Below are 22,739 nucleotides of genomic sequence, written 5' to 3'. Positions count from 1 at the left end.
CATCAATAGAACTTCTTCAGATCCATGCCCGTGTAGAGCTGGCCGACCTGGGCTTCGTAGCCGTTGAACAGCAGCGTCTTGCGCTTCTTGGCGAACAGGCCATCCTCGCCAATGCGCCGCTCCGTGGCCTGGCTCCAGCGCGGGTGCGGCACGTCCGGATTCACATTGGAATAAAAGCCGTACTCGTTGCGCGCCGCCTTGTTCCAGGCCGTGCCCGGCTCCTTGTCGGTCAGGCGGATGGCAACGATGCTCTTGGCGCTCTTGAAGCCGTATTTCCACGGCACGACCAGCCGCACGGGCGCGCCATTCTGGTTGGGCAGCACTTCGCCATACATGCCGAAGGCCAGCAGCGTCAGCGGGTGCATGGCTTCATCAAGGCGCAGCCCCTCGGTGTAAGGCCAGTCCAGCACGCCGCTGCGCAGGCCCGGCATCTGCGCCTTGTCGGCCAGGGTCACGAATTCCACGTACTTGGCACTGCCCAGCGGCTGCACCTTGCGCAGCAGCTCGGCCAGGGAATAGCCGACCCAGGGAATCACCATGGACCAGCCTTCCACGCAGCGCAGCCGGTAGATGCGCTCTTCCAGCGGTGCGAGCTTGAGCAGCGCATCCAGGTCCAGTGTCTGCGGCTGCTGGACCAGGCCTTCGATCTTCACTGTCCACGGCCGCGTCTTGAGCGTATGGGCGTTCTTGGCAGGATCGTCCTTGTCCAGGCCGAATTCGTAGAAGTTGTTGTACTGCGACGCATCGGCATAGGCTGTGACGCGCTCCATGGAGTTCGCACCCGGCACCTGCGAAGGCACGGAAGCCAGCGCCGCCAGCTTGCCGGGGCGCTGCACGCCTGCCGCCCAGCCCGGCAAGGCGGCACCGGCCGAACCTGCGGCCAGGTACTGCAGCCAGGCCCGGCGCTGCAGGTAGCTCGCCCGGGGCGTGATTTCGCTGCCTTGCGGATGTTGGAAGCCGTTGTCGTGGGAGCGGATCAGCATGGGAATCTCCGAAAGTGCCTGCTGCGGCAGGGGTGCCGGGCGGCATGACGATTGGGAGCCTTGCAGGCCCGCGCAAGTTCCATGCTACGCCCCAGCCTCAACTGCCATGAAAAAGAGCCGGATACAAAAAGGGCTGCATGCGCGCCGGCGCATGCAGCCCTTTATTCGGCGGCGGTCCGAATCAGCAGCGGATCACAGCTCGCCGTAGCTGTGCAGTCCCGACAGGAACATGTTCACGCCCAGGAAGGCGAAGGTGGTGATGGCCAGCCCGCCCAGCGCCCACCAGGCGGACACGGTGCCGCGCAGGCCCTTGACCAGGCGCATGTGCAGCCAGGCCGCGTAGTTGAGCCAGACGATCAGCGCCCAGGTTTCCTTGGGATCCCAGCTCCAGTAGCCGCCCCAGGCCTCGGCCGCCCACAGCGCGCCCAGCACGGTGGCGATGGTGAAGAAGGCAAAGCCCACGGCGATGGACTTGTACATCACATCGTCCAGCAGCTCGAAGCTGGGCAGCCGCTCGGCGATGCGCTTGCGCGCCAGCAGGATGCCGGCCACGATCAGCGCCGAGACGCCGAAGTACACCATCCAGTAGCTGCCGCCGTTGTCGGTCGCACCCTTGCGGAAAACGATGGGCTCGAAGCACAGCACCACGCCCAGCATCCACAGCGGGGCGAGCTTGTACCAGCGCGTCTCCGTGGCCTGCTGCTTGATGAGGTAGGCGAAGGAGACCATGGCAGCCAGCGCGAAGGTGCCGTAGCCGATGAAGTTGGCCGGCACATGCAGCTTCATCCACCAGCTCTTGAGCGCCGGCACCAGGGGCTGGATCTCGTGCGCCTCGCGCACCAGCGTGTACCACAGCAAAAAGCCCACGGCCGCGCTGACCACCAGCATCACGAAGCCACCCAGGGCGCGCGTGTCGTAGTGCTGTTCGTAGTACAGATAGAACAGCGCCGTCATCCAGCAGAACATGACGAACACTTCATAGAGGTTGCTGACCGGGATGTGCCCCACGTCAGGGCCGATCAGATAGCTCTCGTACCAGCGCACCATGGTGCCCACCAGCGCCAGCGTCACGGCCAGCCAGGCCAGGCGCGAGCCCAGCAGCGACAGCGCCGTGCCCTCGCCCCGCGCAAACATGCCGATCCAGTAGAAGACGGTGCTGATGAAGAACACCATGCTCATCCAGAGGATGGCCGACTGGCTGGACAGGAAGTACTTGAGGCCGAACACCGTGTCCGAGCGCGCCAGCTGCGCCCCCTCCGGCCCCTGGTACAGCGCAATGGCCAGCAGCGACAGCCCGGCCACCACCAGCATCAGCGCCCGCAGCGAGCGCCAGAACCAGCCCAGCCAGATGGCCGCGGGAATGGTGCCGACCAGGATGCACTTCTCGTAGACGTCCATGTACTCGCCATAGCGCTGCAGCGCATAGAGCAGCCCCGCCGCCACGAGGGCCGCAAACACCCAGTCGAACCAGTTGCGGCGGGCGAAGAAGCCCTCGTTGAGCGTCAAAGTCGTCGTGGTGGCGGTGTTCATGCGGAACCTCCGGGGGGTTTCTTGTGGATGGGCTCGGCGCCTATCAGCTTGCCGGCCAGCATGGCGAATTCTCTATCACCATCGAGCGTTTTGCGATTGGTGGACAAGGCCATTTCGGCATGGCTTTGACCATCGCGGGGCGTGAGCCAGATCCAGATGCGGCGGTCGCGCACGTACAGCATGCAGAACACGCCGATGATGAGGAACAGGCAGCCCAGATACACCACGTTCTTGCCCGGCGCACGCGCCACCTGGAACACGCTGGCCTGCACCTGCTTGAAGTCCTGCAGCATGAAGACCATGGGCACGGGGTAGAACTGCGCGTCGCTGAGCGAGAACACGGCCTGTGTCATGAAGGACTGCGTCTGCTCGCTGGGCTCCAGCGGTGCCTGGCCGGCCTGGGCCCGCACGATCTGGGCCATCTCGAACAGCACGCCATTGAGAATGCGCACCAGCACCTCGCCCGCGCGTTCACGCTCGGCCGCGGGCACATTGCTTTCCATGAAATCGGAGATGGCCTGCAGCCCGCCCAGCGGCTTGCCATCGGGACCCTTCTTGTCGGTCTGTCCCGCGAACAGCTCCAGCGCCTTGGTGGCCGACTGCGCCAGCGCACCGCTCAGCTCGGAGCGCGAGGAATCGATGGCCTTGGCCACATAGGCCCGGGCCGCCTGCTCGCGCAGTTTGGGATCCTGCAGCGCGCTGCGCAGGCGCAGGAAGGTGTCCATTTCGCTTTCGGGGTCGGCGGGAATGCGCAGATAGCGCATGGCGTCGGCCTGGTTGTCGCGCACGCCCAGCAGGAACACGCGCTGGCCGTCGCCCGTGTCCACGGGCAGCATGTAGTTCTGGAACTCGCGCGCCTGGCCCGCGGCATCGCGCAGCTTGTAGCGGATGCTGGGGCCGATGTTGCGCAGCTCCTTCTTGGTCACGGTCTTGTGGGCCGCGCCCAGGCGCTCGTCGATGGCCTGCTTCAGGTCCACCTTGCGCACATCGGTGGCGCTGCCACTGGCGCCGCCCGCACCGCCGAAGTTCTCGACGTTGATGGTGCGCAGCTCGGCAAACTCCAGCGTCAGCGCCTCGTCCTTGCCGTCGGCGAGCTTGCGCGTGAACTGGCTGGAGCCGCCAATCACGCCTTCGACATCGAAGGGCTTGGTCCCGGCCTCCAGCGGCACGGCATGCAGCTTCACCGACGAGCCGCCGTCATCAAAGCTGGACTGGTAGATCTCGATGCCGCGGTAGCTGGCCGGGTGGTTGACCTCGATGCGCTTTTCCAGCTTCTCGCCCGTGGCCTTGTCGTGGATGACGACCTCGCTGGCAAACAGCTTGGGCATGCCCGTGGAGTAGTACTCGACGATGAACTTCTTGAGCTCCACCGCAAAGGGCAGCTCCTGCAGCAGCACGCCATCGGACTGCGACAGGATGGCCGTGCCCGCCGTGCCGCCCTCGGTCACCAGCAGGTTGCCGCGGAAGGTGGGGTTGCGTTCGCTCAGCCGGTGCTGCTCGGACACCTCGGAGATCAGGCCACCGCCGGTATAAGGTGTTTTGCCTCCCAGCCACATCTGCGCACGCACGATGAGGTCACCGTCGAACAGCCCCCCCAGGCAGATCAGCACGATGGCGCCATGGGCGGCGATGTAGCCCAGCTTGTGGGCCGCGCCCGCCTTGGCCGCCAGCATCCAGCCCGTGCCGGGACCGGCCGCCGTGTCCCGCTGCTGCAGCCGCACCTTCCAGCCGCCCGACACCAGCTGCTGGCCCAGGCGCCTGGCGGCTTCCTCGGTGCTGCCGGGCACCACATTCTGCGCACGGTGGCTGAAGGCCTTGAGACTTTGCTCGCGAACGTTTTCCTTGAAATTGCGCAGATCGGCCAGGTACTTGGGCGCATGGCGTGCCACGCACAGCGAGGTGCTGATCACCAGAAAGGCCAGGATCAGCAGGAACCACCAGGCGCTGTAGACCGCATTGAGCTTGAGCGCAAGAAACAGCTGGGCCCAGAACGGTCCGAACTGGTTGACGTAGTTGCCCACCGGCTCATGCTGCTTGAGCACGGTGCCGATCACCGAGGCAATGCAGATGACCGTCAGCAGCGAGATCGCAAAGCGCATCGATGCCAGCAGCTCCAGCATCGCGCGCGCGGCCTGCGGGCGGGGGGAGGCAAGAGCGGCACCGGAAGAGTTGTCTGACATGAAGAGCGAAAAACCAAAACCCGAATGAAAAAAGCGGGACCATCTGCATTCATGCGATGGACCCGCCTGGCTTGGGGCGTCTATAGGGCAATAGGTTCCCGGTGATTACCCTGGGAACCGCATCGGTTCCGGGAGCACATCAACGCAGGCCAGCGATGTAGTCTGCCACGGCCTTGATTTCGCGATCGTTAAGCTTGGCAGCAACCTGCGTCATCTGAATGCTATTGCCGCGCTTGCCGTCACGGAAGGCCGTGAGCTGGGTGGTAGTGTAGTCGGCGTGCTGGCCGGCCAGACGCGGGTACTGGGCCGGGATGCCGGCGCCGTTGGGGCTGTGGCAGCCTGCGCAGGCGGCGATGTTGCGCTCCTGGATGCCACCACGGTAGATGCGCTCGCCCATGGCCACCAGGTCCTTGTCCTTGGCAAAGCCGTCCTTGGGCTTTTGCGCATGCAGCCAGGCGGCGATGTTCTTCATGTCAGGCTCGCTGAGCATGCTGGCAAAGCCCTTCATCACCGGGTCCTTGCGCTTGTCGTCCTTGAACTCCAGCAACTGCTTGACCAGGTACTCGGGATGCTGGCCGGCCAGCTTGGGCTGGATGGGCACCGTCGAATTGCCGTCGGCCGCATGGCATGCCGCGCAGACGGCGGTGTAGCTGGCCTCGCCCTTCGCCAGATCGGCCTTGGCCGCCTTCGGCTGAGCCGGGGCAGCAGGTGCCTCGCCAGCGGAGAAAGCGGGAAAGGCGGGGGCTGCAGCAAGAATGGCAGCCGTCAGCAAAGAGGCAAGCAACTTCATATCGAGGGCGTGGTTCTGTTGTTGAAAGCGCAAAATTCGGCGGATTCTACAATGGGGCCCCCTGTGATTGATATCGTCAGGAACCCTGCTTTCGCCCCTGCGCGCAGAGGAAGACACATTCCTTGATCGTGGTCACAAACTGGCCACGGATCCGATGCGGAACATGTGTTTTTCGCAACCCAGCATATCGATCTGTGCCAGCGCGGCAATAAGGGCTCTACCCATGTGGCGCGCAATACCACACCCCTTCTTTCCCGGATTCCAGGTCCCTCGCCCGCCTCAGCCCGCGCCGAAGCGGCTTTCGGCCTGCCTGCGGAATTCCGAGGGCGTCATCCCCTTGATTTCAAGGAAGCGCCGGTTGAAGTTGGCCAGATTGCTGAAGCCGACCTGAAAACAGATATCGGCGATGAAGCAATCGGTCTGCATGAGCAGATGGCAGGCACTGTTGATGCGCACGCGGCTGACAAAGTCGGTGAAGCTGTTGCCTGTGGCACGGCGAAAGAAACGGCTGAAGCGGCTTTCGCTCATGCCCAGTTCGGCCGCCACGTCCGCCAGGCTCAGCGGCTCGTTCACGCGCGCCATGATGCGGTTGACCACCTCGTTGATCTGGTCCACCTGGGCCTCGGCCTGCACGCCCTGCATCTGCACGGCCGACAGCAGCCGGTAGTCCGTGCATTCGGAAAGATCGGACAGCAGATCACAAAAGGCCGCGAAGCGGCGCATGCCGCGCGCACCCCGGACCCCCTCCCAGTGCGCGCGCGCTGCCTCGGCCATGCCGAAGAACTCGATGCCGTGGCGCGCGCGGTCCAGCAGCTGCAGTACCTCGCGCATCTCGGGGATCTGCTCGGCCGCAAGGGCAATGGGATCGTGGTTGAACAGGATGACGAGATCGCGTTCGGGCGCGCCGGCCTCGGGCACGTCGAACGATATCCAGTTGTGCGGCAGGCGCGGCCCGCACAGCACGAGGTGGCCCGGCTCGAACGGCCTTATCCAGTCACCCACGAAGGCACGGCCCGAGGTGTGGGTGATGAGGTGCAGTTCGTACTCGTCATGGAAATGCCAGCGCACCAGCGGACTCGGGAAACCATGCGCCAGGCAGCGCACCAGGCCACTGCCCTCCACGTCTTCATAGCCCAGGGCGGGCGTGCGGACAAAGTCGCGCTCCAGTTCGGGATGGCGCTGGCGCGGCGGGCGGCGGCGTGTGCTGGGCATGGCAGTCGGTCAATCAGGGACGATGGAGACGGGCACAGGGCGCACGGTAACACCGGCGGCCGCTACGCCCTGTGGTGCTGCTGCGCCTGCGCAGCATCCAGGCCCGCAAGCGCGGCATCCAGCTCCGCACGCCAGGGCGGCTGGGCGCCGGCGCGCGTGCAATTGAGCGCGGCAGCCGTGGCCGCAAAGCGCAGCACCTCGCGCCACGCGGCATCTGGCAGGGACTTCAACTGCTGCGCCTGCTCCACGCCGCGCTCGAGCAACGCCACGGACAGTGCCGCGCCAAAGGTGTCGCCCGCGCCGATGGTGTCCGCCAGCGGCACTGCAGGCGGGCTCACCGACAGCGGCGCGTGGCCTGCGCGCAGCAAGGTGGCCCCCTCGGCCCCCTGCGTGAGCACCACGGCCCTGGGCCCGCGCGACAGCCAGCTCCCGGCAGCCTCCAGCACCGGCTGGCCGGGCGCGATGAAGGCCGCATCCTCGTCGCTGAGCTTGACCAGGTCGGCCAGGGCCAGCCAGGCCAGGCAGTCGCGCCGGAAGGCCTGCGCATCGCGGATCAGCGTGGGGCGCACATTGGGGTCGAAGACGATGAGGCGCCGACCGCGCTGCGCGGCCACCAGATCCAGGATGCGCGGCCCCGCCGGCGCATGCAGCAGCGCGATGGAGCCGAACTGCAGGATGCGGCATTCGTCCGGCAACTTCGGCAGCTCGGCAGGCGCCCACAGCGTGTCGGCCGTGCCCTGCATGTAGAAGGCATAGCGGTTGGTGTGTTCGCCGCGCTCCACAAAGGCCAGCGTGCTGGGCGCGCTGCAGCGCTGCACCAGGCGCATGTCCACGCCGTTGCGCTGCAGGTGCGCGAACAGGCGCTCGCCAAAGAGGTCCTCCGAGAGCTGCGAGACAAGGCCCGTGGCCTGCCCCAGCCGTGCCGCCGCGATGGCGCCATTGGCGGGCGCCCCGCCCTCATGGCCCTGGAAGGCCAGGCCGCCCGTGGCGGTGAAATCGATCAGGGCCTCGCCCACGATGGCTATGCGCATGTCAGCTCCGCCTTGTGCATGTTTCGGTTCTGTCCACAAATGCCCGTACCCGCTCCGAGGCCCGGCGCACCGACTCCACCAACTGCGGATGGCCTGCCACCTCGCCCCACAGCAGCGGCTCGGCGCACAGCGAGGCCACGGGATCGGGCGCCGCGCAGATGGCATGCGCCACCGCCGGGTCCATGGCCTGGTCCTGGTACGCATAGGGCAGTGTGCCCTGGTGCCAGCGCTGCAGGAAGGCCAGGAACAGCGCTGGCAGCATGGCCGCGGCATCGATGGCGGCGTTGTCCGCCAGCCGCTCGCGCAGCGTGGGCGCGATGAAGCCGGGGATCTTGGCAAACCCATCGGCCGCCACGCGCTGGTTGGTGTCGCGCAGGGCCGCATTGCCAAAGCGCTCCAGCACCGTGTCACGGTAGGCCGGCAGGTCCAGCGGGCTGGGCCGGCCCGGTGCGCAAAGGCAGGCGATCACATCCCGGGTCACGTAGTCCCAGGCCATCTGGCGTATCGCGGGCACGGCGCAGCCTTCGTGGATATGCTCCAGGCCCGCCAGCGTCCCGGCCCAGGCGATGCAGCTGTGGCTGGCGTTGAGGATGCGGATCTTGGCCTCTTCGTAAGGCGCCACCGAGGGCACCAGCTCCACGCCCACGGTCTGCCAGGCGGGGCGCCCGGCAATGAAGCGGTCCTCGATCACCCATTGCGTGAAGCGCTCGGCCATCACCGCGGCCTCGTCGTCGCGGCCGGTGGCGGCCAGCACGCGCGCGCGCAGCTCAGGTGGCGGGCGGGGAGTGATGCGATCGACCATGGCGTTGGGGCAGCTGGTATGCCGCTGTGCCCAGTCGGCCAGCCCATGCAGCTGCGCCTGGCGCATGAAGGCCAGCAGGCCGGAGCGCAGGCGGTCGCCGTTGTGGCGCAGGTTGTCGCAGCTCAGCAGCGTGACGGGGCCGGCATCGGTGGCGCGGCGCGCCTGCAGGATGGCGCAGAGCACGCCATAGAGGGTGGTCCCCGCCTCTCCCCGGCGTGCGCGCTCCAGGTCCTGCGCCAGATCGGGATGCGCGGCGTCGAGCGCTCCCTGACCATCCAGGCAGTAACCGGCCTCGGTGACCGTGAAGGAGATGATGCGGGTGGCCGGCCAGGCGCCCCGCTGCACGACGGCGGCCAGCCCGGGCACGTACGGAATCACCTCGCTCAAGGCATCCATCCACTGGTAGTGCACCGTGCCGTTGGGCGCAATCGTCTCCAGCGTGTAGGCACCGCCTTGTCGCACCAGGGCGTCCAGCGTCTGCGCCATGTCAGGGCGCAGGTTGGCGCCCACCAGCGCCCACTGCGTGTCGCCCGCATCCATCAATCGCTGCTGGTAGGCAGCCTGGTGCGCGCGATGGAAAGAGCCCAGTCCCAGGTGCAGCACCGTGGGGCGGGAAAGGGAGGGGGCAGTCGCGTTCATGGTGTCCCGGACAAAGGGATGGGAAGAGACGGAAAGAAGAAGGCAGGGCTCGGCCGCCAGGCTCAGCAGGCCGCCAGCGCACGGCCATCGCGGTCGAACAGATGGAGCATGCAGCCCGGGTCGAGGGACACCCTCACCCCATCGCCCACGGCCAGCGGCATGCGCTCGGTCTGGCGCGCCACCAGCGGCACGCCGGCCACGTCCACATGGACCAGCGTGTCGGCACCCAAGGCTTCGATCAGGTCCACGCGCCCCTGGACGCCAGCCCCATCACTGGGACCTGCATCTGCCCGGGACAGGCGCAGCGCCTCGGGGCGTATGCCCAGCGTGCCGTCCCGCGGCAAGCGCCCCTGCGTGCTGGCCGACAGGCCCGGCACGGCATGGGCCGCCAGCAGGTTCATCGGCGGCATGCCGATGAACTGCGCGACAAAGCGGTTGGCCGGGCGGTCATAGAGCTCCAGAGGAGAGCCCACCTGCTCGATGGCGCCGTCGCGCATCACCACCACGCGGTCGGCCAGGGTCATGGCCTCCACCTGGTCGTGCGTCACATAGATGGTGGTGGCGCCCAATGCACGGTGCAGCTTGAGGATTTCCACGCGCGTGTTGCCGCGCAGCGCCGCATCCAGATTGGACAGCGGCTCGTCGAACAGGAAGACCTTGGGCTCGCGCACGATGGCGCGTCCGATGGCCACGCGCTGGCGCTGCCCGCCCGACAGCTCGCCCGGGCGGCGCTCCAGGCAGGCCGTGAGATTGAGCGTTTCTGCCGCCCGGCCGACCTTGCGCAATATCTCCTTGCGCGGCACGCCCGCCAGGCGCGGCGCAAAGGACATGTTGTCGTACACGCTCATGTGCGGGTACAGCGCATAGCTCTGGAACACCATGGCCAGATCGCGCCGGCCCGAGGGCGTGTGCGTGATATCGCACCCATCGAGCAGCAGATGGCCCGCGCTGACGGACTCCAGCCCCGCGATCAGGCGCAGCAGCGTGGATTTTCCGCAGCCCGAGGGGCCGACGAAGACGATGAACTCGCCGCGCTCGATGGCGAGGTCCACGCCACGGATGATGTGCGCCTCGCCAAAGCTCTTGCGCATGTCTTGCAGTTGCAGATAGGCCATGGTTTTCTTGGTTGGAAGAGCGGCTACTTGACGGCGCCGAAGGTCATGCCCTGCACCAGTTGCTTCTGGCTGAACCAGCCGAACACCACGATGGGCGCGATGGCCAAAAGCGAGGCGGCCGAAAGACGGGCCCAGAACAGCCCCTCGGGGCTGGAGTAGGAGGCGATCAGCGTGGCCAGCGTGCCGGCGCGCGCGCTGCTGAGGTTGAGCGACCAGAAGGCCTCGTTCCAGCTCAGCACCAGACACAGCAGGCCCGTGGAGGCAATGCCGCCCAGCGCCAGCGGCAGCACCACATGGCGGAACTCGGCCCACAGGCAGGCGCCATCCATGCGCGCGGCTTCGAGGATCTCGTGCGGGATGTCCTTGAACGCGCTGTAGAGCATCCACACCATGATGGGCAGGTTGGACAGCGTGAAGACCACGGTCAGCACCGTGAGCGTGTCCAGCAGGCCGGCGCCCTGGGCCAGCACGTAGATGGGCAGCAATGCGCCCACGGCGGGCATCATCTTGGTGGACAGCATCCACATCAGCACATCGCGTGTGCGCCGCGTGCGAAAGAAGGCCATCGAGTAGGCGGCGGGCACGGCGATGGCCAGGCCCGCCAGGGTGGACCCCAGGCTGGTGACCAAGGAGTTGCGTGCGTGCAGCAGGTAGTTGCTGCGCTGCTGCACCTCGCCGAAGTTGGCCAGCGTGGGCTCGAACACGAACAGCGGCGGCACGGCAATGGCCTGCAGCTCGGTCTTGAACGCGGTCAGGAACAGCCAGCCCAGCGGAAAGAACAGCAGCAGCGCCAGCGCCCAGGCTGCGGCGGCACGCAAGGCGGTGGAAAGTGAAGGGGCCGTCATGCGCTCAGTCCAGGCTCTTGCCGACGATGCGGATCAGGAAGACGGCAACGATGTTGGCCAGCACCACGGCGAACAATGCCCCCGCAGAGGCCACGCCCACGTCGAAATGCATCAGCGACTGCTTGTAGATGAGATAGGTGAGGTTGGTGCTCTCGTTGCCCGGGCCGCCCGCCGTGGTGATGGCGATCTCCGCAAACACGCCCAGCAGGAAGATCATCTCGATCATCACCACCACCGCCATCGGGCGGGCCAGATGGGGCAGCGTGAGGTGGTGGAAACGTTGCAGGGCATTGGCGCCGTCCATGCGCGCCGCCTCCATCTGCTCGCGGTCCAGCGACTGCAGCGAGGTGATGAAGATCAGGCAGGCAAAAGGCAGCCACTGCCAGGACACCATGATGACCACGGACAGCAGCGGCACCTCGGTCAGCCAGTCCACAGGCTCCAGGCCCAGCGCCCTGCACAGGCTGGCCAGCACGCCGTAGATGGGATTCATCATCATATGCTTCCACAGCAGCGCGTTGACGGCGGGCATCACGAAGAAGGGCGAGATCAGCAGCACGCGCACCATGCCGCGGCCCGGAAATGGCTCGTTGACCAGCAGCGCCAGCAGCACGCCCAGCACCACGGTGATCGACACCACGCTGGCCAGGAACACCAGGGTCTGGCGCACGGCGGGCATGAAGTCCGGGTCGGTGACGAAGAACTCGTAGTTGCGCAGGCCCACGAAGGGGTGGCCGCCCGGCTGCATGAGGTTGTAGTCGACGAACGAGAAATACACCGTCATCAGCAGCGGCACCAGCATCCAGCACAGCAGCACGGCCACGGCGGGAGCCATGAGCGCGCGGGGCAGCAGGCGCGTCATGGGCGCGGGGCTTGGTCGAAGCATCGAGGCAGCCATCACTTGTAGTAGCCGCTTTTCCTCATCTCGCGGTCCGCCAGGGTCTGCGAGGTCTTGAGCGCCTGCTCCACCGTGGCTTTGCCCGACAGCGCCGCACTGACTTGCTGCCCCACGGCAATGCCTATGGCCTGGAACTCGGGGATGGCCACGTACTGCACGCCGATGTAGGGTGAGCGCGGCTCGGTCGCATCGCTCAGGCTCACGCTGTCGATGGCGCTTTTCTCGGCGCCGGCAAAGTCCGCGACCTTCTGGAACTCGGCGCTCGCATAGGTGGACTGCCGCGTGCCCGTGGGAACGGCGCGCCAGCCATGCTCGCGCGCCACCAACTGCACATACTCCTTGGAAGTGGCCCATTTGATGAAGGCCTGGGCCGCATCCACCTTCCTGGAGCTGGCGGGAATGGCCAGGTTCCAGGTCCACAGCCATGTCGCCCCCTTGGGCGTGGAGGCCACGGGAGCGGCCGCATACGCCACCTTGCCGGCCACCTTGGACTGCCGTGGATCGCCCACGAACGAGGCCGCAATGCTGGCATCGACCCAGGCCGCGCACTTGCCCTCGTTGAACAGCGCCAGGTTCTCGTTGAAGCTGTTGGCCGATGCGCCGGGCGGCCCGTAGGACTTCAGCAGCTCCACATAGAAACCCACCGCCTTCTTCCAGGCCGGTGTGTCCAGCTGCGGCTTCCATTGCATGTCGAACCACTGGCCACCGTGGGTGTTGACCATGGTGGTGACCAGGGCCATGTTGTCACCCCAGCCCGGCTTGCCGCGCAGGCAGATGCCGTAGACGCCAGCCTTGGGATCATGGGCCTTGGCGGCAAATTCCCGCACCTGCTCCCAGCTCGGCTGCGCGGGCATGGTGAAACCCGCCTTTTCGGCCAGATCACGGCGGTACATGAGCATCGATGCCTCGCCATAGAACGGCAGGGCGTGGAGCCTGCCCTCGTGCGACAGGCCCTTGCGGATGGAAGGCAGCAAGTCGTCTGCGTCATAGGCGGCATCGGTGGCAATCGGCAGCAGCCAACCATTCCTTGACCAGATCGGCACCTCGTACAGGCCCACCGTCATCACGTCGAACTGGCCGCCCTTGGTGGCGATGTCGGTGGTCACGCGCTGGCGCAGCATGCCCTCTTCCAGCGTGACCCATTTGAGCGTGATGCCGGGGTGGGCCTGCTCGAAGCGGGCAGAGAGTTTCTGCATCTCGATCATGTGGCCGTTGTTCACGGTCGCAATCACGAGTTCGGTGTCGGCCTGTGCGCCGGCGGCCGATGCGGCCACGGCCAGCGCCGCGCCCGCCCTGAGCAAGCTGTGCATGTCTGTCTCCTTCGCAATGAATGCTGTGGTCTTCGCGGTCCATCCCTGCCGCTGGTGACCGATTGTGGGGACAGGCCTGCGGGTGCATTGGTACGGGCAGCCCGGCCGCTGATACTTCTATGCACATGCATGGCTAGAGATATCCCTGATCTGCGCAACACACTATCTGCGAGCAGCGGTCTGGCGGGAGCCGCTCCTAGAATGCTGGCCATGACTTCCAGCGAGCAGACCATGGCCATGCAGATCGCCCCGGTTCCTCCCAGCGCCCTGGGCGAATCGCCCTTCTGGCACCCCGCTGATCGCCGGCTCTACTGGTGCGATATCCAGGGCCTGCGCATCCATGCCTGGGACCCGGCCAGCGGCCAGCAGCAAAGCTGGGCCACGCCCAGCGAGCCCGGCTGCTGCGCGCCCACGGACCAGGGCCGCATCGTCATCGGCCTGCGAGACGGCTTCGGCCTGCTGGATCCGGCCACCGGCCACATCACCATGCTGGCCGGCCTGGACCACGATCCACGCCAGTTCCGCCTCAACGACGGCCGCTGCGACCGAGCCGGCCGCTTCTGGGCCGGCTCCCTGTTCGCGCCCAAGACCGCGCCCGAGGCGGCACTGTGGTGCCTGCGCGCGTTGGACAACGGCGGCTACGCGGTCCAGCGCATGGCAGGCGACTGCACCACGGCCAACGGGCTGGCCTTCAGCCCCGACGACGCATGGCTGTACTGGGCCGACACGCCCGCACACCGCATAGACCGCTTTGCCTTCGACCTGGACACCGGCACGCTGGGGGCCCGCGCACTGTGGAAGGCCTTCGCGCCCCGCACGCAAGGGCGCCTGTACGGCGGCCGGCCCGATGGTGCCTGCGTCGACACCCGGGGCCACTACTGGGTGGCCATGTACGAAGGCGGCTGCGTGCTGCGGCTGGACCCGCAGGGCGAAGTCGTGCAGCGCATCGAGACGCCCGTGCGCTGCCCCACCATGGTCTGCCTGGGCGGAGAAGACCTGCGCACGCTCTACATCACCTCCGCCTCGCACGGCCGCCCCGAGGAAGAACGCCGGGCCGCCGTGCCTGCCGGGGCGCTGATGCATTGCCGCGTCGAGGTGCCAGGGCTGCCGGTCAACTGTTTCCGGGAGGCGTAGAGCGGGGCCAGGCCCTCAGGCCATCAGGCCCGCAGCCGCTGCAGCAGGCCGGCGGTGGAGGCGTCCAGCCCCGCCATGTCGCCATTGCCCAGGCGCAGCTGAAGGTCACGCGCCAGCAGCTTGCCCAGCTCCACCCCCCATTGGTCGAAGCTGTTGATGCCCCACAGCGCGCCGGCCACGAACACGCGGTGCTCCTGCAGCGCAACCAGCGCGCCCAGCGCCGCAGGCGTGAGCGCGTCCAGCAGCAGGAAGCTGCTGGGACGGTTGCCGGGGAAATGGCGGTGCCCGTCCTCGCTGGCGCGCCCCTGCATCAGGGCCTGGGCCTGGGCCAGCGCGTTGGCCAGCAACTGTTCCTGGTGGCCTGGCAAGGTGTGCGAAGCCTGCTTCACCGCAATGATCTCCAGCGGCACGATGTCGCTGCCCTGGTGCAGCATCTGGAAGAAGGCATGCTGCCCATCCGTGCCGGGCTCACCCCAGAGCACGGGTGCCGAGCCCAGCGCCAGCGGCCGGCCCTGCCGGTCCACGCGCTTGCCGTTGCTCTCCATCTCCAGTTGCTGCAGATAGGCCGGCAGGCGCCGCAGGCCTGCGTGGTAGGGCGCGATGCAGCGGCTGCCAAAGCCCAGCAGATTGCGGTACCAGACGTCGAGCAGGCCCAGGCGCACGGGCAGATTGGCCTGCAGCGGCGACGTGCGGAAATGCATGTCCATGGCGTGCGCACCGGCCAGCATGGCGCGAAACGCGGCAGCGCCTACGGCAACGGCCACCGGCAGTCCGATGGACGACCACAGCGAATAGCGCCCGCCCACCCAGTCCCAGAAGCCGAAGGTGGTGGTGATGCCCATCTGCGCCGCCGCAGCGGCATGGGTGGTCAGCGCGACGAAATGGCGGGACACCTCGCTGCCGCCGTTTGCGTGGAACCAGTCGAGTGCGCTGCGCGCATTGGTCAGCGTCTCCTGCGTGTTGAACACCTTGGAGGCCACGATGAACAGCGTGCTGCGCGGCTGCAGGCCCACGAGCACGGCCTGCAGCGCGTGGCCATCCACGTTCGAGACGAAGTGCATGCGCCGGCGCGCATCGCCCAGGCCTTGCAGCGCCTGGACCGCCATCTGCGGCCCCAGACCCGATCCGCCTATGCCCATGCACACCACGTCGGTGATGTCCGCGTCCGCACGCACGCGCTCGGCATAGGCCAGCATGGCATCCAGCGTCTCGTGCACCTGGGCCAGCGCCCAGGCCAGGCCCGGCGGCGCATTGCCGGGCGGATGGCGCAGCAGCGTGTGCAGCGCCGCACGCCCCTCGGTGGAGTTGACGGCCTCGCCCGCGAACATGGCGTCGCGCTGGCGCTCCACCTCGCAATCGCGGGCCAGCTGCAGCAGCAGGTCTTCGGCCTGCGCGTCCCACAGATTCTTGGACAGGTCCGCAAAGCAGTGCGGAGCCTCCTGGCTGAAGCGCGCGAACCGGGCGGGGTCAGAGGCGAAGGCACCGCGCAGGTCGAACTCGGGCATCACGGCCCGGGCGTGGTTTTGCAAAAGAGGCCAGGCGAGGGCGTGATCGCAACGGATAAGCATGGGGTTCACCGACAGGGCTGCTTGCAGAGAAGTAATCAAATTACAACAATCATCATCTGAAGCTTCAATCAAATGACGTTATGCCTCTATAATTTATTCGATTTCCTCAAAAATTGGTAACTCAGTTACCAAAATATTCACCTCGGGAGGCAACATGGGTTTCGATCTGGTCTTGTTTGGCGGCACGGGCGATCTGGCATGGCGCAAGCTCATGCCGGCGCTGTTCCAGGCGTTTCGCCACGGCACCCTGCCCGAGGGCGGCCGCATCCTGTGCGTGGCCCGCGATGACCTGAGCGACGACCAGTACCGCGCCCTCATCCAGTCGCGCTTTGACGGCGTCGAGCTGTCCAAGCGCCCCAGCCCCGAGGAATTCGCCCGCTTCGCAGACCTGCTGCACTACCTGCGCATGGACCTGTCGCAGCCCGCCGACTACGGGAAGCTGGCACAGGCGCTGGCCGCGCGCGACGCAGAAACGGTGGTGATGTACGTGGCCACCGCCCCCAGCCTGTTCACCACGGTCTGCGAGCAGATCGCCGCCGTGGGCCTGAACGGCCCGCGCACCCGCGTGGTGCTGGAAAAGCCTCTGGGCCACGACCTGGCCTCCAACCAGGCCATCAATGCCACGCTGCGCAAGGTGCTGCGCGAAGAGCAGGTGTTCCGCATAGACCACTACCTGGGCAAGCCCTCTGTGCAGAACCTTCTGGCGCTGCGCTTTGGCAATGCGCTGTTCGAGCCGCTGTGGCGGCGCGAGACCATTGCCAACATCCAGATCACCATCGCCGAGGAACTGGGCGTGGAAAGCCGGGGCGCGTTCTACGACCAGACCGGCGCGCTGCGCGACATGGTGCAAAACCATGCGCTGCAGCTGCTGTGCGCCATCGGCATGGAGCCGCCGATCAACGCATCGGCCCATGCCATCCGCGACGAAAAGCTCAAGGTGCTGCAGTCGCTCAGGCCCTGGACGCCGGAAACCCTGAGCCAGCACGTGGTGCGCGGCCAGTACCTGGCCGGCGCCAGCCAGGGCCAGCCCGTGCCGGCCTACCAGCAGGAAAAAGGCGTGGCGGCGGGCAGCCAGACCGAGACCTTCGTCGCCCTGCGCACCGAGATCTGCAACTGGCGCTGGGCCGGCGTGCCCTTCTACATCCGCACCGGCAAGCGGCTGGCAGGAAGGGACGCGCGCATCGTCGTGAACTTCCGGCCCGTGCCCCACCCGATCTTCCGCTCGCCCCTGTCCGAAGCCAATCGCCTGGTGATCAATCTGCAGCCCAAGGACGGGCTGGAGCTGCACCTGCTGGCACAGGGCGCCACCCAGCAGCAGGCCGAGCCTTCGCTGGCCCCCGTGCACCTGAACCTGGACTTCGACCAGCGCTTCGGTGCCAAGCGCGTGGGCGCCTACGAGCGCCTGCTGCTGGACGTGATCGCCGGCAGGCTGAACCTCTTTGTGCGCAGCGACGAGCAGGAGCAGGCCTGGCGCTGGGTGGAACCCATCCTTCAGCACTGGCGCAGCGACACCTCGGGGCCGCGCGGCTATGCGGCGGGCAGCTGGGGGCCCAGCGCAGCCAGCGCCATGATTGCGAGGGATGGCTTTTGCTGGAGCGAAGAGGTTTAGGCTCCCCCTGAGGCGCTGCGCGCCTTCCACCTCTCTGCCCGCTTCGCGGGGGAGGGGACGACAGCTTCGCGGCGGGGCGGCCCTTGCTCGCTGTCTCCGACTTTGGAGTGCGCCAGTTTCATGCGCCACGCTTTGTCAGCACCGTTGCCTATAGCCCGCTGGGCGCGCCGGTTCCATGGGGGAACCTACAATGAGGCCCCGAGAGACTGACCACACCATGAATCCTGCTGCGCCGGCTGGCGATGCCGCCCCCACTTCCTCCCTGATCGATCCCAAGCTGGCCATGGGCTGGATGCACACGGCGCGCTTTTTGACGACAGCTGCGCAGTTGCACCATCTTCCCAAGGTCGATGTGCCCGAGATCGCGTTCGTGGGCCGCTCCAACGCCGGCAAGTCCACCTGCATCAACACGCTGACGCAACAAAAGCAGCTGGCCTTCGCCTCCAAGAAGCCTGGCCGCACACAGCACATCAACCTGTTTTCCCTGGGCAAGCAGGGCGTGACCGACGCCGTGCTGGCCGACCTGCCCGGCTACGGCTATGCCGCCGTCTCGCGCACGGACAAGCAGCGCTGGCAGCGCGTGATGCTGAACTATCTGGTCAGCCGCGAAAGCCTGTCGGCCATCGTGCTGCTGTGCGATCCGCGCCTGGGCCTGACGGAGCTGGACGAAGCCCTGCTCGACGCCATGCGCCCGCGCGTGCAGGAAGGCCTGAAATTCCTCGTGCTGCTGACCAAGGCCGACAAGCTCACGCGCGCCGAGCAGGCCAAGGTGCTGTCCATCACGCGGCTCAACGCCGGTGGTGGCGAAGTGCGCATGTTCTCCGCGCTCAAGAAGCAGGGCGTGGACGAGGTGGCCCAGCTGCTGTGGCACTGGAGTCATCCCGAAGGCCTGAATCCGCCGGCGGCCACGGACGGGCCCGCCGACGTCGCGAACGTCGCAACTGCGACGCCCGCCGCGACCGACAGCCCCCAAGATTAGCGCCTGGAGGCGCTCGTGTAGCCAGCGCCCCGCAAGGAGCGCAACATGGTGACCACCTGCATTCGCGAGCTGCCTCACGGCATCCATCTGCACTGCCGCGTCAGCGGCGAACCCGGCCAGCCACTGCTGCTGTTCCTGCACGGCTTTCCTGAAGGCAGCTTCATCTGGGAAGGCATGCTGGAGCAGTTCGGCACGCAATGGCGTTGCGTCGCCCCCGATCTGCGGGGCTTTGGCCGTTCCAGCCAGCCGGCCGGTGTGGAGCAGTACAAGGCCAAGCACCTGCTGCAGGATCTGGCGGCGCTGATCGCCATCGAAAGCCCTGGCGCACCCGCAGCCTGCGTGATCGCCCACGACTGGGGCGGTGCCCTGGCCTGGGGTCTCGCCAACCGCCATCCCGGGCTGATGCAGCGGCTGATGATCCTCAACGCCCCGCATCCAGGCGCCTTTCTGCGCGAACTGCTGCACAACCCCGTGCAGCAGGCCGCAAGCCAGTACATGCATTTCCTGCGCCGCCCCGACGCGCCCGCCCTGCTGGCCGACAACAACTGGCAGCGCATGCTGGGATTTTTCCGCACACCGCAGGGCGAGTTGCCCGGATGGCTCACGCCGCAGTTGCAGCAGCGCTACCGCGAGCACTGGGACCTGGGCGTGCAAGGCTCCTGCCACTACTACGGCGCCAGTCCCCTGGTGCCGCCCCGGCCCGAAGATCCGGCCTCAGCCGACGCACTGCGCAACCTGAGGCTGCCGCCCGAGATGCTGGACATCGGCGTGCCCACGCATGTGCTCTGGGGCGACAGCGACCCGGCGCTGCAGCCTCCCCTGGTCGAAGGTCTGGAGCCGTGGGTGCCGCGCCTGACGGTGCAGCACCTGGCCGGCACCTCGCACTGGGTCGTGCACGAGCAGCCCGATGCGGTGCGGCAAGCGCTGGAGCAGTTCCTGTCCCGCCCCCTTCAGTAGACCGAGGGCTCGCCCTCGGGCCGGGTCTTGAAGCGCCTGTGCACCCAGTAGTACTGGTCGGGCATGGTGCGGATGGCCGCCTCCAGCTCACGGTTCATGCGGGCCGTATCGGCCTCGACATCGTCGGTGGGGAAATCCGTCCAGGCCGGCGTGATCTCGGCCACGTAGCCCGTGGGCGTCATGCGCGTGTACATGCCCAGCACCTTGGCCCGGCCCAGGCGCGCGAAGCGCGACAGCGAGGGAATGGTGGCCGCGTTCACGCCGAAGAAAGGCACGAAGACCGAGTCGTTGCGACCGAAGTCCATGTCGGGCAAAAGGTACAGCAAACCGCCCTTGCGCAGGCTGGAGATGATGGGCTTGACCCCGTCGGCGCGGTTGAGCATGCGCACGTCGCCAAAGCGCTGGCGCCCCGACATGAACCACTCATCGACCGCCGGGTCCGGATGGGTGGAGAAGATCGAGGTGAAGGGCCGCGTGGTGTGCAGAGGCAAGGCCAGCCCGCCCGCGTCCATGCTGTAGAAATGCGGCGCGAACAGGATGGTCGGGGTATCGCCATCGAGCTCATGCACGGCACCCTGCAGCTTCACGCGCTCGGCCACCACCTCGCGCGGCGCCGCCCACAGCCAGCTGCGGTCCAGCCAGGTCTGGCAAAAGACGATGAAGTTGCGGCGCGCCAGATCCACGCGCTGCGCCTCGGTCAGCTCGGGAAAGCACATCGCCAGATTGCGCAGCGCCACCTTGCGGCGCGGCGCGGCCAGCACGAACAGCAGCCGCCCCAGAAACGCACCCAGCCCCCGCAACCACGGCAGCGGCATCCACGCCAGCGACCGCATCAGCCACACGCCGATGCGCCCGCTCATGCACCCACCTCGCCGGCAGCTGCTTCACGGCGCGGCTGCTTGTAGCGCGCATAGCCCCACAGGTACTGCTGCGGGCATTGGCGGATGGTGTGTTCCATCGCCTCGTTGATCTGCTGCACCGCAGCTTCCAGATTCTCGGACAAGGGCACGGGCAACTCCTCAAGATACAGCGCATAGCCCCGCCCCCAGGACAAGCGCTCACAACGGGCCACGATCACCGCGGCCCCCGTCTGCAACGCCAGGCGCGCCGCCAGCGTCATCGTATAGGCATCACGGCCGAAGAACGGCGACCAGACGCCCTGCCCCTCGGGCGGAACCTGGTCGGGCAGCAGCCCGACGGCCATGCCCTTGCGCAACGCCTTGATCATCTGGCGCACGCCAGCCAGCGTGGTCGGCACGGCCTGCACGCCGGGGCGGTTGCGCGCCGTCTCCATGACGCGGGCCAGCCAGGGCTGGCGCGCGGGCCGGTAAAGAATGGTGATCGCGCCATGCTCGGCCGACCATTGCCGTGCCGCATGCTGCACCGACAGCTCGAAGCAGCCCAGGTGGGGCGTCAGAAAGATGATGCCGCGCCCGGCAGCGTAGGCCCGGCGCACGCATTCCTCGTTGTGCATCTGGCAGCTCGGCTGCCTGCCCATCCACATGCGCGGCAGCTCCGCCACCATGCGCCCCGCGTGCCCCACGGCCGGCGCCACGGCGCCGAAGCCGTAGCCGGCCTGGCGGGCATTGGCCAGAAAGCGGCGCCGGTACGTGCCGGAGGCCACGAAAGCCACCCAGCCGATGAGCGCGCCAAGGGGGTGCAATAGCCACAAAGGCAGTGCAGCAAACAGTCGGAACAAGGAAGGCATTAAAATGTGCGGGTCGCTGAGTTAACTGAGCAACTTGCAGAGCGACGTAAAACAAGTCTGCTAAAGCGTTCGCCAGGGCTCCTGCAGCTTGGGCAACGCCCATCAAAAAAAGCTGCAACCAAGGAGTTTATTCACATGGCGAACGATTTTCTTTTCACCTCGGAATCCGTCTCTGAAGGCCATCCGGACAAGGTGGCCGACCAGATCTCTGACGCGATCCTGGACGCCATTTTCGCCCAAGACCCGTACAGCCGCGTGGCGGCCGAGACACTGACCAACACGGGCCTGGTGGTTTTGGCAGGTGAGATCACCACGGGCGCCAACGTCGACTACATCCAGGTCGCACGCGACACCATCAAGCGCATCGGCTACGACAACACCGACTACGGCATCGACTACAAGGGCTGCGCCGTGCTCGTGGCCTACGACAAGCAGAGCCAGGACATCGCCCAGGGCGTGGACAAGGCCAGCGATGACGAGCTCAACACCGGCGCCGGCGACCAGGGCCTGATGTTCGGCTACGCCTGCGACGAGACACCCGAGCTGATGCCCGCGCCCATCTACTACGCGCACCGCCTCGTCGAGCGCCAGGCCCAGCTGCGCAAGGACGGCCGCCTGCCCTTCCTGCGCCCCGACGCCAAGAGCCAGGTGACCATGCGCTACGTGGACGGCAAGCCCCACAGCATCGACACCGTGGTGCTGTCCACCCAGCACAGCCCCGACCAGTCGGAATCGGCCACCAGGATGAAGTCCAGCTTCACCGAAGCCATCATCGAGGAAATCATCAAGCCCGTGCTGCCCTCCGAGTGGCTGCAGGACACCAAGTACCTGATCAACCCCACGGGCCGCTTCGTCGTGGGCGGCCCCCAGGGTGACTGCGGCCTGACCGGCCGCAAGATCATCGTCGACACCTACGGCGGTGCCTGCCCCCACGGCGGCGGCGCCTTCAGCGGCAAGGACCCGACCAAGGTGGACCGCAGCGCCGCCTACGCCGCGCGCTACGTGGCCAAGAACATCGTGGCCGCCGGCCTGGCGCGCCAGTGCCAGATCCAGGTGGCCTACGCCATCGGCGTGGCACGCCCGATGAACATCACGGTCTACACCGAAGGCACGGGCGTCATCCCCGACGCCGAGATTGCCAAGCTGGTGGCCGCCCACTTCGACCTGCGTCCCAAGGGCATCATCCAGATGCTGGACCTGCTGCGCCCGATCTACAGCAAGACCGCTGCCTATGGCCACTTCGGCCGTGAAGAGCCCGAGTTCACCTGGGAGCGGACGGACAAGGCAGCGGCGCTGCGTGCTGCGGCTGGCCTGTAAGCAAAATGCCAGGGGCGTTCACGCCCATCTGATGGCCTCCCGGCCCCATGCCGCGCCTGACGCAGCATGGGGCTTTTTTCATCTCGAGCCTTCTCACAACACTCACGTCAAACCGGCGCAGCAGGCTGCGGT

Annotated in this window: 19 protein-coding genes; 5 read left to right on the top strand and 14 right to left on the bottom strand. The window is 66.9% G+C overall.

From position 1 onward, the window contains the following. Nucleotides 1-2: 2 nt before the first annotated feature. From msrP to DTS01S_RS03360, 11 genes are all read right to left on the bottom strand, one after another. Nucleotides 3-983, bottom strand: coding sequence for a protein-methionine-sulfoxide reductase catalytic subunit MsrP (msrP, locus tag DTS01S_RS03410; protein WP_016445533.1), 981 nt, complete (start codon nt 981-983; stop codon nt 3-5). Between the two features lie 192 nt (nt 984-1,175). Then, nucleotides 1,176-2,513 carry a c-type cytochrome biogenesis protein CcsB gene (ccsB, locus tag DTS01S_RS03405; protein WP_016445532.1) on the bottom strand — a complete coding sequence of 446 codons (1,338 nt, stop codon included), beginning with the start codon at nt 2,511-2,513 and terminating at the stop codon, nt 1,176-1,178. Beyond that, nucleotides 2,510-4,693: a cytochrome c biogenesis protein ResB gene (locus DTS01S_RS03400; protein WP_047326511.1), complete on the bottom strand. Its 2,184-nt coding sequence runs from the start codon at nt 4,691-4,693 to the stop codon at nt 2,510-2,512. The genes ccsB and DTS01S_RS03400 overlap by 4 nt, the downstream gene beginning before the upstream one ends. A 139-nt stretch (nt 4,694-4,832) precedes the next feature. Next, nucleotides 4,833-5,483, bottom strand: a complete 651-nt coding sequence (locus DTS01S_RS03395; RefSeq protein ID WP_016445530.1) for a c-type cytochrome — start codon at nt 5,481-5,483, stop codon at nt 4,833-4,835. 279 nt (nt 5,484-5,762) lie between these two features. Then, a complete protein-coding gene (locus DTS01S_RS03390; protein ID WP_061287359.1) occupies nt 5,763-6,695 on the bottom strand; it encodes an AraC family transcriptional regulator in 933 nt (310 codons plus the stop codon). A 62-nt stretch (nt 6,696-6,757) separates the two neighbouring features. Beyond that, nucleotides 6,758-7,726: a carbohydrate kinase family protein gene (locus DTS01S_RS03385; protein WP_046986469.1), complete on the bottom strand. Its 969-nt coding sequence runs from the start codon at nt 7,724-7,726 to the stop codon at nt 6,758-6,760. Nucleotide 7,727: 1 nt separating this feature from the next. Beyond that, nucleotides 7,728-9,167 (bottom strand): D-arabinitol 4-dehydrogenase, encoded by a 1,440-nt coding sequence (gene dalD / locus DTS01S_RS03380; protein WP_061287358.1) that lies wholly within the window; start codon nt 9,165-9,167, stop codon nt 7,728-7,730. 62 nt (nt 9,168-9,229) lie between these two features. After that, nucleotides 9,230-10,282 (bottom strand): ABC transporter ATP-binding protein, encoded by a 1,053-nt coding sequence (locus DTS01S_RS03375; protein WP_061287357.1) that lies wholly within the window; start codon nt 10,280-10,282, stop codon nt 9,230-9,232. Nucleotides 10,283-10,305: 23 nt separating this feature from the next. Beyond that, nucleotides 10,306-11,127 carry a carbohydrate ABC transporter permease gene (locus tag DTS01S_RS03370; protein WP_047217121.1) on the bottom strand — a complete coding sequence of 274 codons (822 nt, stop codon included), beginning with the start codon at nt 11,125-11,127 and terminating at the stop codon, nt 10,306-10,308. Nucleotides 11,128-11,131: 4 nt separating this feature from the next. Continuing rightward, entirely contained in the window at nt 11,132-11,989 is an 858-nt protein-coding gene (locus DTS01S_RS03365; protein WP_016445524.1) for a carbohydrate ABC transporter permease, read from the bottom strand. 35 nt (nt 11,990-12,024) lie between these two features. After that, nucleotides 12,025-13,335 (bottom strand): ABC transporter substrate-binding protein, encoded by a 1,311-nt coding sequence (locus DTS01S_RS03360; protein WP_016445523.1) that lies wholly within the window; start codon nt 13,333-13,335, stop codon nt 12,025-12,027. Nucleotides 13,336-13,566: 231 nt separating this feature from the next. Between DTS01S_RS03360 and DTS01S_RS03355 the strand changes: the two genes are divergently transcribed. Then, on the top strand, nt 13,567-14,469 hold the full coding sequence (locus tag DTS01S_RS03355; protein ID WP_174538856.1) for an SMP-30/gluconolactonase/LRE family protein: 903 nt from the start codon (nt 13,567-13,569) through the stop codon (nt 14,467-14,469). Between the two features lie 23 nt (nt 14,470-14,492). Here the strand turns inward: DTS01S_RS03355 and pgi are convergent, their stop codons facing one another. Next, nucleotides 14,493-16,037, bottom strand: a complete 1,545-nt coding sequence (gene pgi, locus DTS01S_RS03350) for a glucose-6-phosphate isomerase (RefSeq protein WP_026062014.1) — start codon at nt 16,035-16,037, stop codon at nt 14,493-14,495. Nucleotides 16,038-16,191: 154 nt separating this feature from the next. Here pgi and zwf point away from each other — a divergent pair, with 154 nt between their 5' ends. The 3 genes from zwf to DTS01S_RS03335 all read left to right on the top strand — a co-directional run bounded on the left by zwf (nt 16,192) and on the right by DTS01S_RS03335 (nt 19,582). Then, nucleotides 16,192-17,646: a glucose-6-phosphate dehydrogenase gene (zwf, locus tag DTS01S_RS03345; RefSeq protein WP_016445520.1), complete on the top strand. Its 1,455-nt coding sequence runs from the start codon at nt 16,192-16,194 to the stop codon at nt 17,644-17,646. Nucleotides 17,647-17,863: 217 nt separating this feature from the next. Next, complete coding sequence (gene yihA, locus DTS01S_RS03340) at nt 17,864-18,625, top strand: ribosome biogenesis GTP-binding protein YihA/YsxC (protein ID WP_017403957.1); 762 nt, start codon at nt 17,864-17,866, stop codon at nt 18,623-18,625. A 45-nt stretch (nt 18,626-18,670) separates the two neighbouring features. Further along, nucleotides 18,671-19,582 carry an alpha/beta fold hydrolase gene (locus tag DTS01S_RS03335; RefSeq protein WP_017403956.1) on the top strand — a complete coding sequence of 304 codons (912 nt, stop codon included), beginning with the start codon at nt 18,671-18,673 and terminating at the stop codon, nt 19,580-19,582. On the opposite strand, the gene DTS01S_RS03330 is transcribed toward DTS01S_RS03335, so the two are convergent. Continuing rightward, nucleotides 19,576-20,442: a lysophospholipid acyltransferase family protein gene (locus DTS01S_RS03330; protein WP_017403955.1), complete on the bottom strand. Its 867-nt coding sequence runs from the start codon at nt 20,440-20,442 to the stop codon at nt 19,576-19,578. The two genes, DTS01S_RS03335 and DTS01S_RS03330, sit on opposite strands and share 7 nt — an antisense overlap. Next, on the bottom strand, nt 20,439-21,290 hold the full coding sequence (locus DTS01S_RS03325; protein ID WP_034364844.1) for a lysophospholipid acyltransferase family protein: 852 nt from the start codon (nt 21,288-21,290) through the stop codon (nt 20,439-20,441). Before DTS01S_RS03325 ends, DTS01S_RS03330 begins: the two co-directional genes overlap by 4 nt. A 135-nt stretch (nt 21,291-21,425) precedes the next feature. Between DTS01S_RS03325 and metK the strand changes: the two genes are divergently transcribed. After that, nucleotides 21,426-22,607 carry a methionine adenosyltransferase gene (gene metK, locus DTS01S_RS03320; protein ID WP_017403953.1) on the top strand — a complete coding sequence of 394 codons (1,182 nt, stop codon included), beginning with the start codon at nt 21,426-21,428 and terminating at the stop codon, nt 22,605-22,607. Nucleotides 22,608-22,739: the final 132 nt, after the last annotated feature.

Origin of the sequence: Delftia tsuruhatensis NBRC 16741, from assembly GCF_001571325.1 — a bacterium.
Classification (GTDB): Bacteria; Pseudomonadota; Gammaproteobacteria; order Burkholderiales; family Burkholderiaceae_C; genus Comamonas; species Comamonas tsuruhatensis.
The sequence above is the reverse complement of the archived record's forward strand: the minus strand, read 5'-3'. Positions and strand labels throughout refer to the sequence as shown.

Bases quoted from the DNA above. Each gene is read 5' to 3' on its own strand.
- dalD (WP_061287358.1), bottom strand. From the start codon at position 9,167: ATGAACGCGACTGCCCCCTCCCTTTCCCGCCCCACGGTGCTGCACCTG.
- DTS01S_RS03335 (WP_017403956.1), top strand. From the start codon at position 18,671: ATGGTGACCACCTGCATTCGCGAGCTGCCTCACGGCATCCATCTGCAC.
- msrP (WP_016445533.1), bottom strand. From the start codon at position 983: ATGCTGATCCGCTCCCACGACAACGGCTTCCAACATCCGCAAGGCAGC.
- DTS01S_RS03360 (WP_016445523.1), bottom strand. From the start codon at position 13,335: ATGCACAGCTTGCTCAGGGCGGGCGCGGCGCTGGCCGTGGCCGCATCG.
- pgi (WP_026062014.1), bottom strand. From the start codon at position 16,037: ATGCTTATCCGTTGCGATCACGCCCTCGCCTGGCCTCTTTTGCAAAAC.
- ccsB (WP_016445532.1), bottom strand. From the start codon at position 2,513: ATGAACACCGCCACCACGACGACTTTGACGCTCAACGAGGGCTTCTTC.
- metK (WP_017403953.1), top strand. From the start codon at position 21,426: ATGGCGAACGATTTTCTTTTCACCTCGGAATCCGTCTCTGAAGGCCAT.
- DTS01S_RS03385 (WP_046986469.1), bottom strand. From the start codon at position 7,726: ATGCGCATAGCCATCGTGGGCGAGGCCCTGATCGATTTCACCGCCACG.
- zwf (WP_016445520.1), top strand. From the start codon at position 16,192: ATGGGTTTCGATCTGGTCTTGTTTGGCGGCACGGGCGATCTGGCATGG.
- DTS01S_RS03395 (WP_016445530.1), bottom strand. From the start codon at position 5,483: ATGAAGTTGCTTGCCTCTTTGCTGACGGCTGCCATTCTTGCTGCAGCC.
- DTS01S_RS03355 (WP_174538856.1), top strand. From the start codon at position 13,567: ATGGCCATGCAGATCGCCCCGGTTCCTCCCAGCGCCCTGGGCGAATCG.
- DTS01S_RS03370 (WP_047217121.1), bottom strand. From the start codon at position 11,127: ATGACGGCCCCTTCACTTTCCACCGCCTTGCGTGCCGCCGCAGCCTGG.
- DTS01S_RS03390 (WP_061287359.1), bottom strand. From the start codon at position 6,695: ATGCCCAGCACACGCCGCCGCCCGCCGCGCCAGCGCCATCCCGAACTG.
- DTS01S_RS03365 (WP_016445524.1), bottom strand. From the start codon at position 11,989: ATGACGCGCCTGCTGCCCCGCGCGCTCATGGCTCCCGCCGTGGCCGTG.
- DTS01S_RS03330 (WP_017403955.1), bottom strand. From the start codon at position 20,442: ATGAGCGGGCGCATCGGCGTGTGGCTGATGCGGTCGCTGGCGTGGATG.
- yihA (WP_017403957.1), top strand. From the start codon at position 17,864: ATGAATCCTGCTGCGCCGGCTGGCGATGCCGCCCCCACTTCCTCCCTG.
- DTS01S_RS03400 (WP_047326511.1), bottom strand. From the start codon at position 4,693: ATGTCAGACAACTCTTCCGGTGCCGCTCTTGCCTCCCCCCGCCCGCAG.
- DTS01S_RS03375 (WP_061287357.1), bottom strand. From the start codon at position 10,282: ATGGCCTATCTGCAACTGCAAGACATGCGCAAGAGCTTTGGCGAGGCG.
- DTS01S_RS03325 (WP_034364844.1), bottom strand. From the start codon at position 21,290: ATGCCTTCCTTGTTCCGACTGTTTGCTGCACTGCCTTTGTGGCTATTG.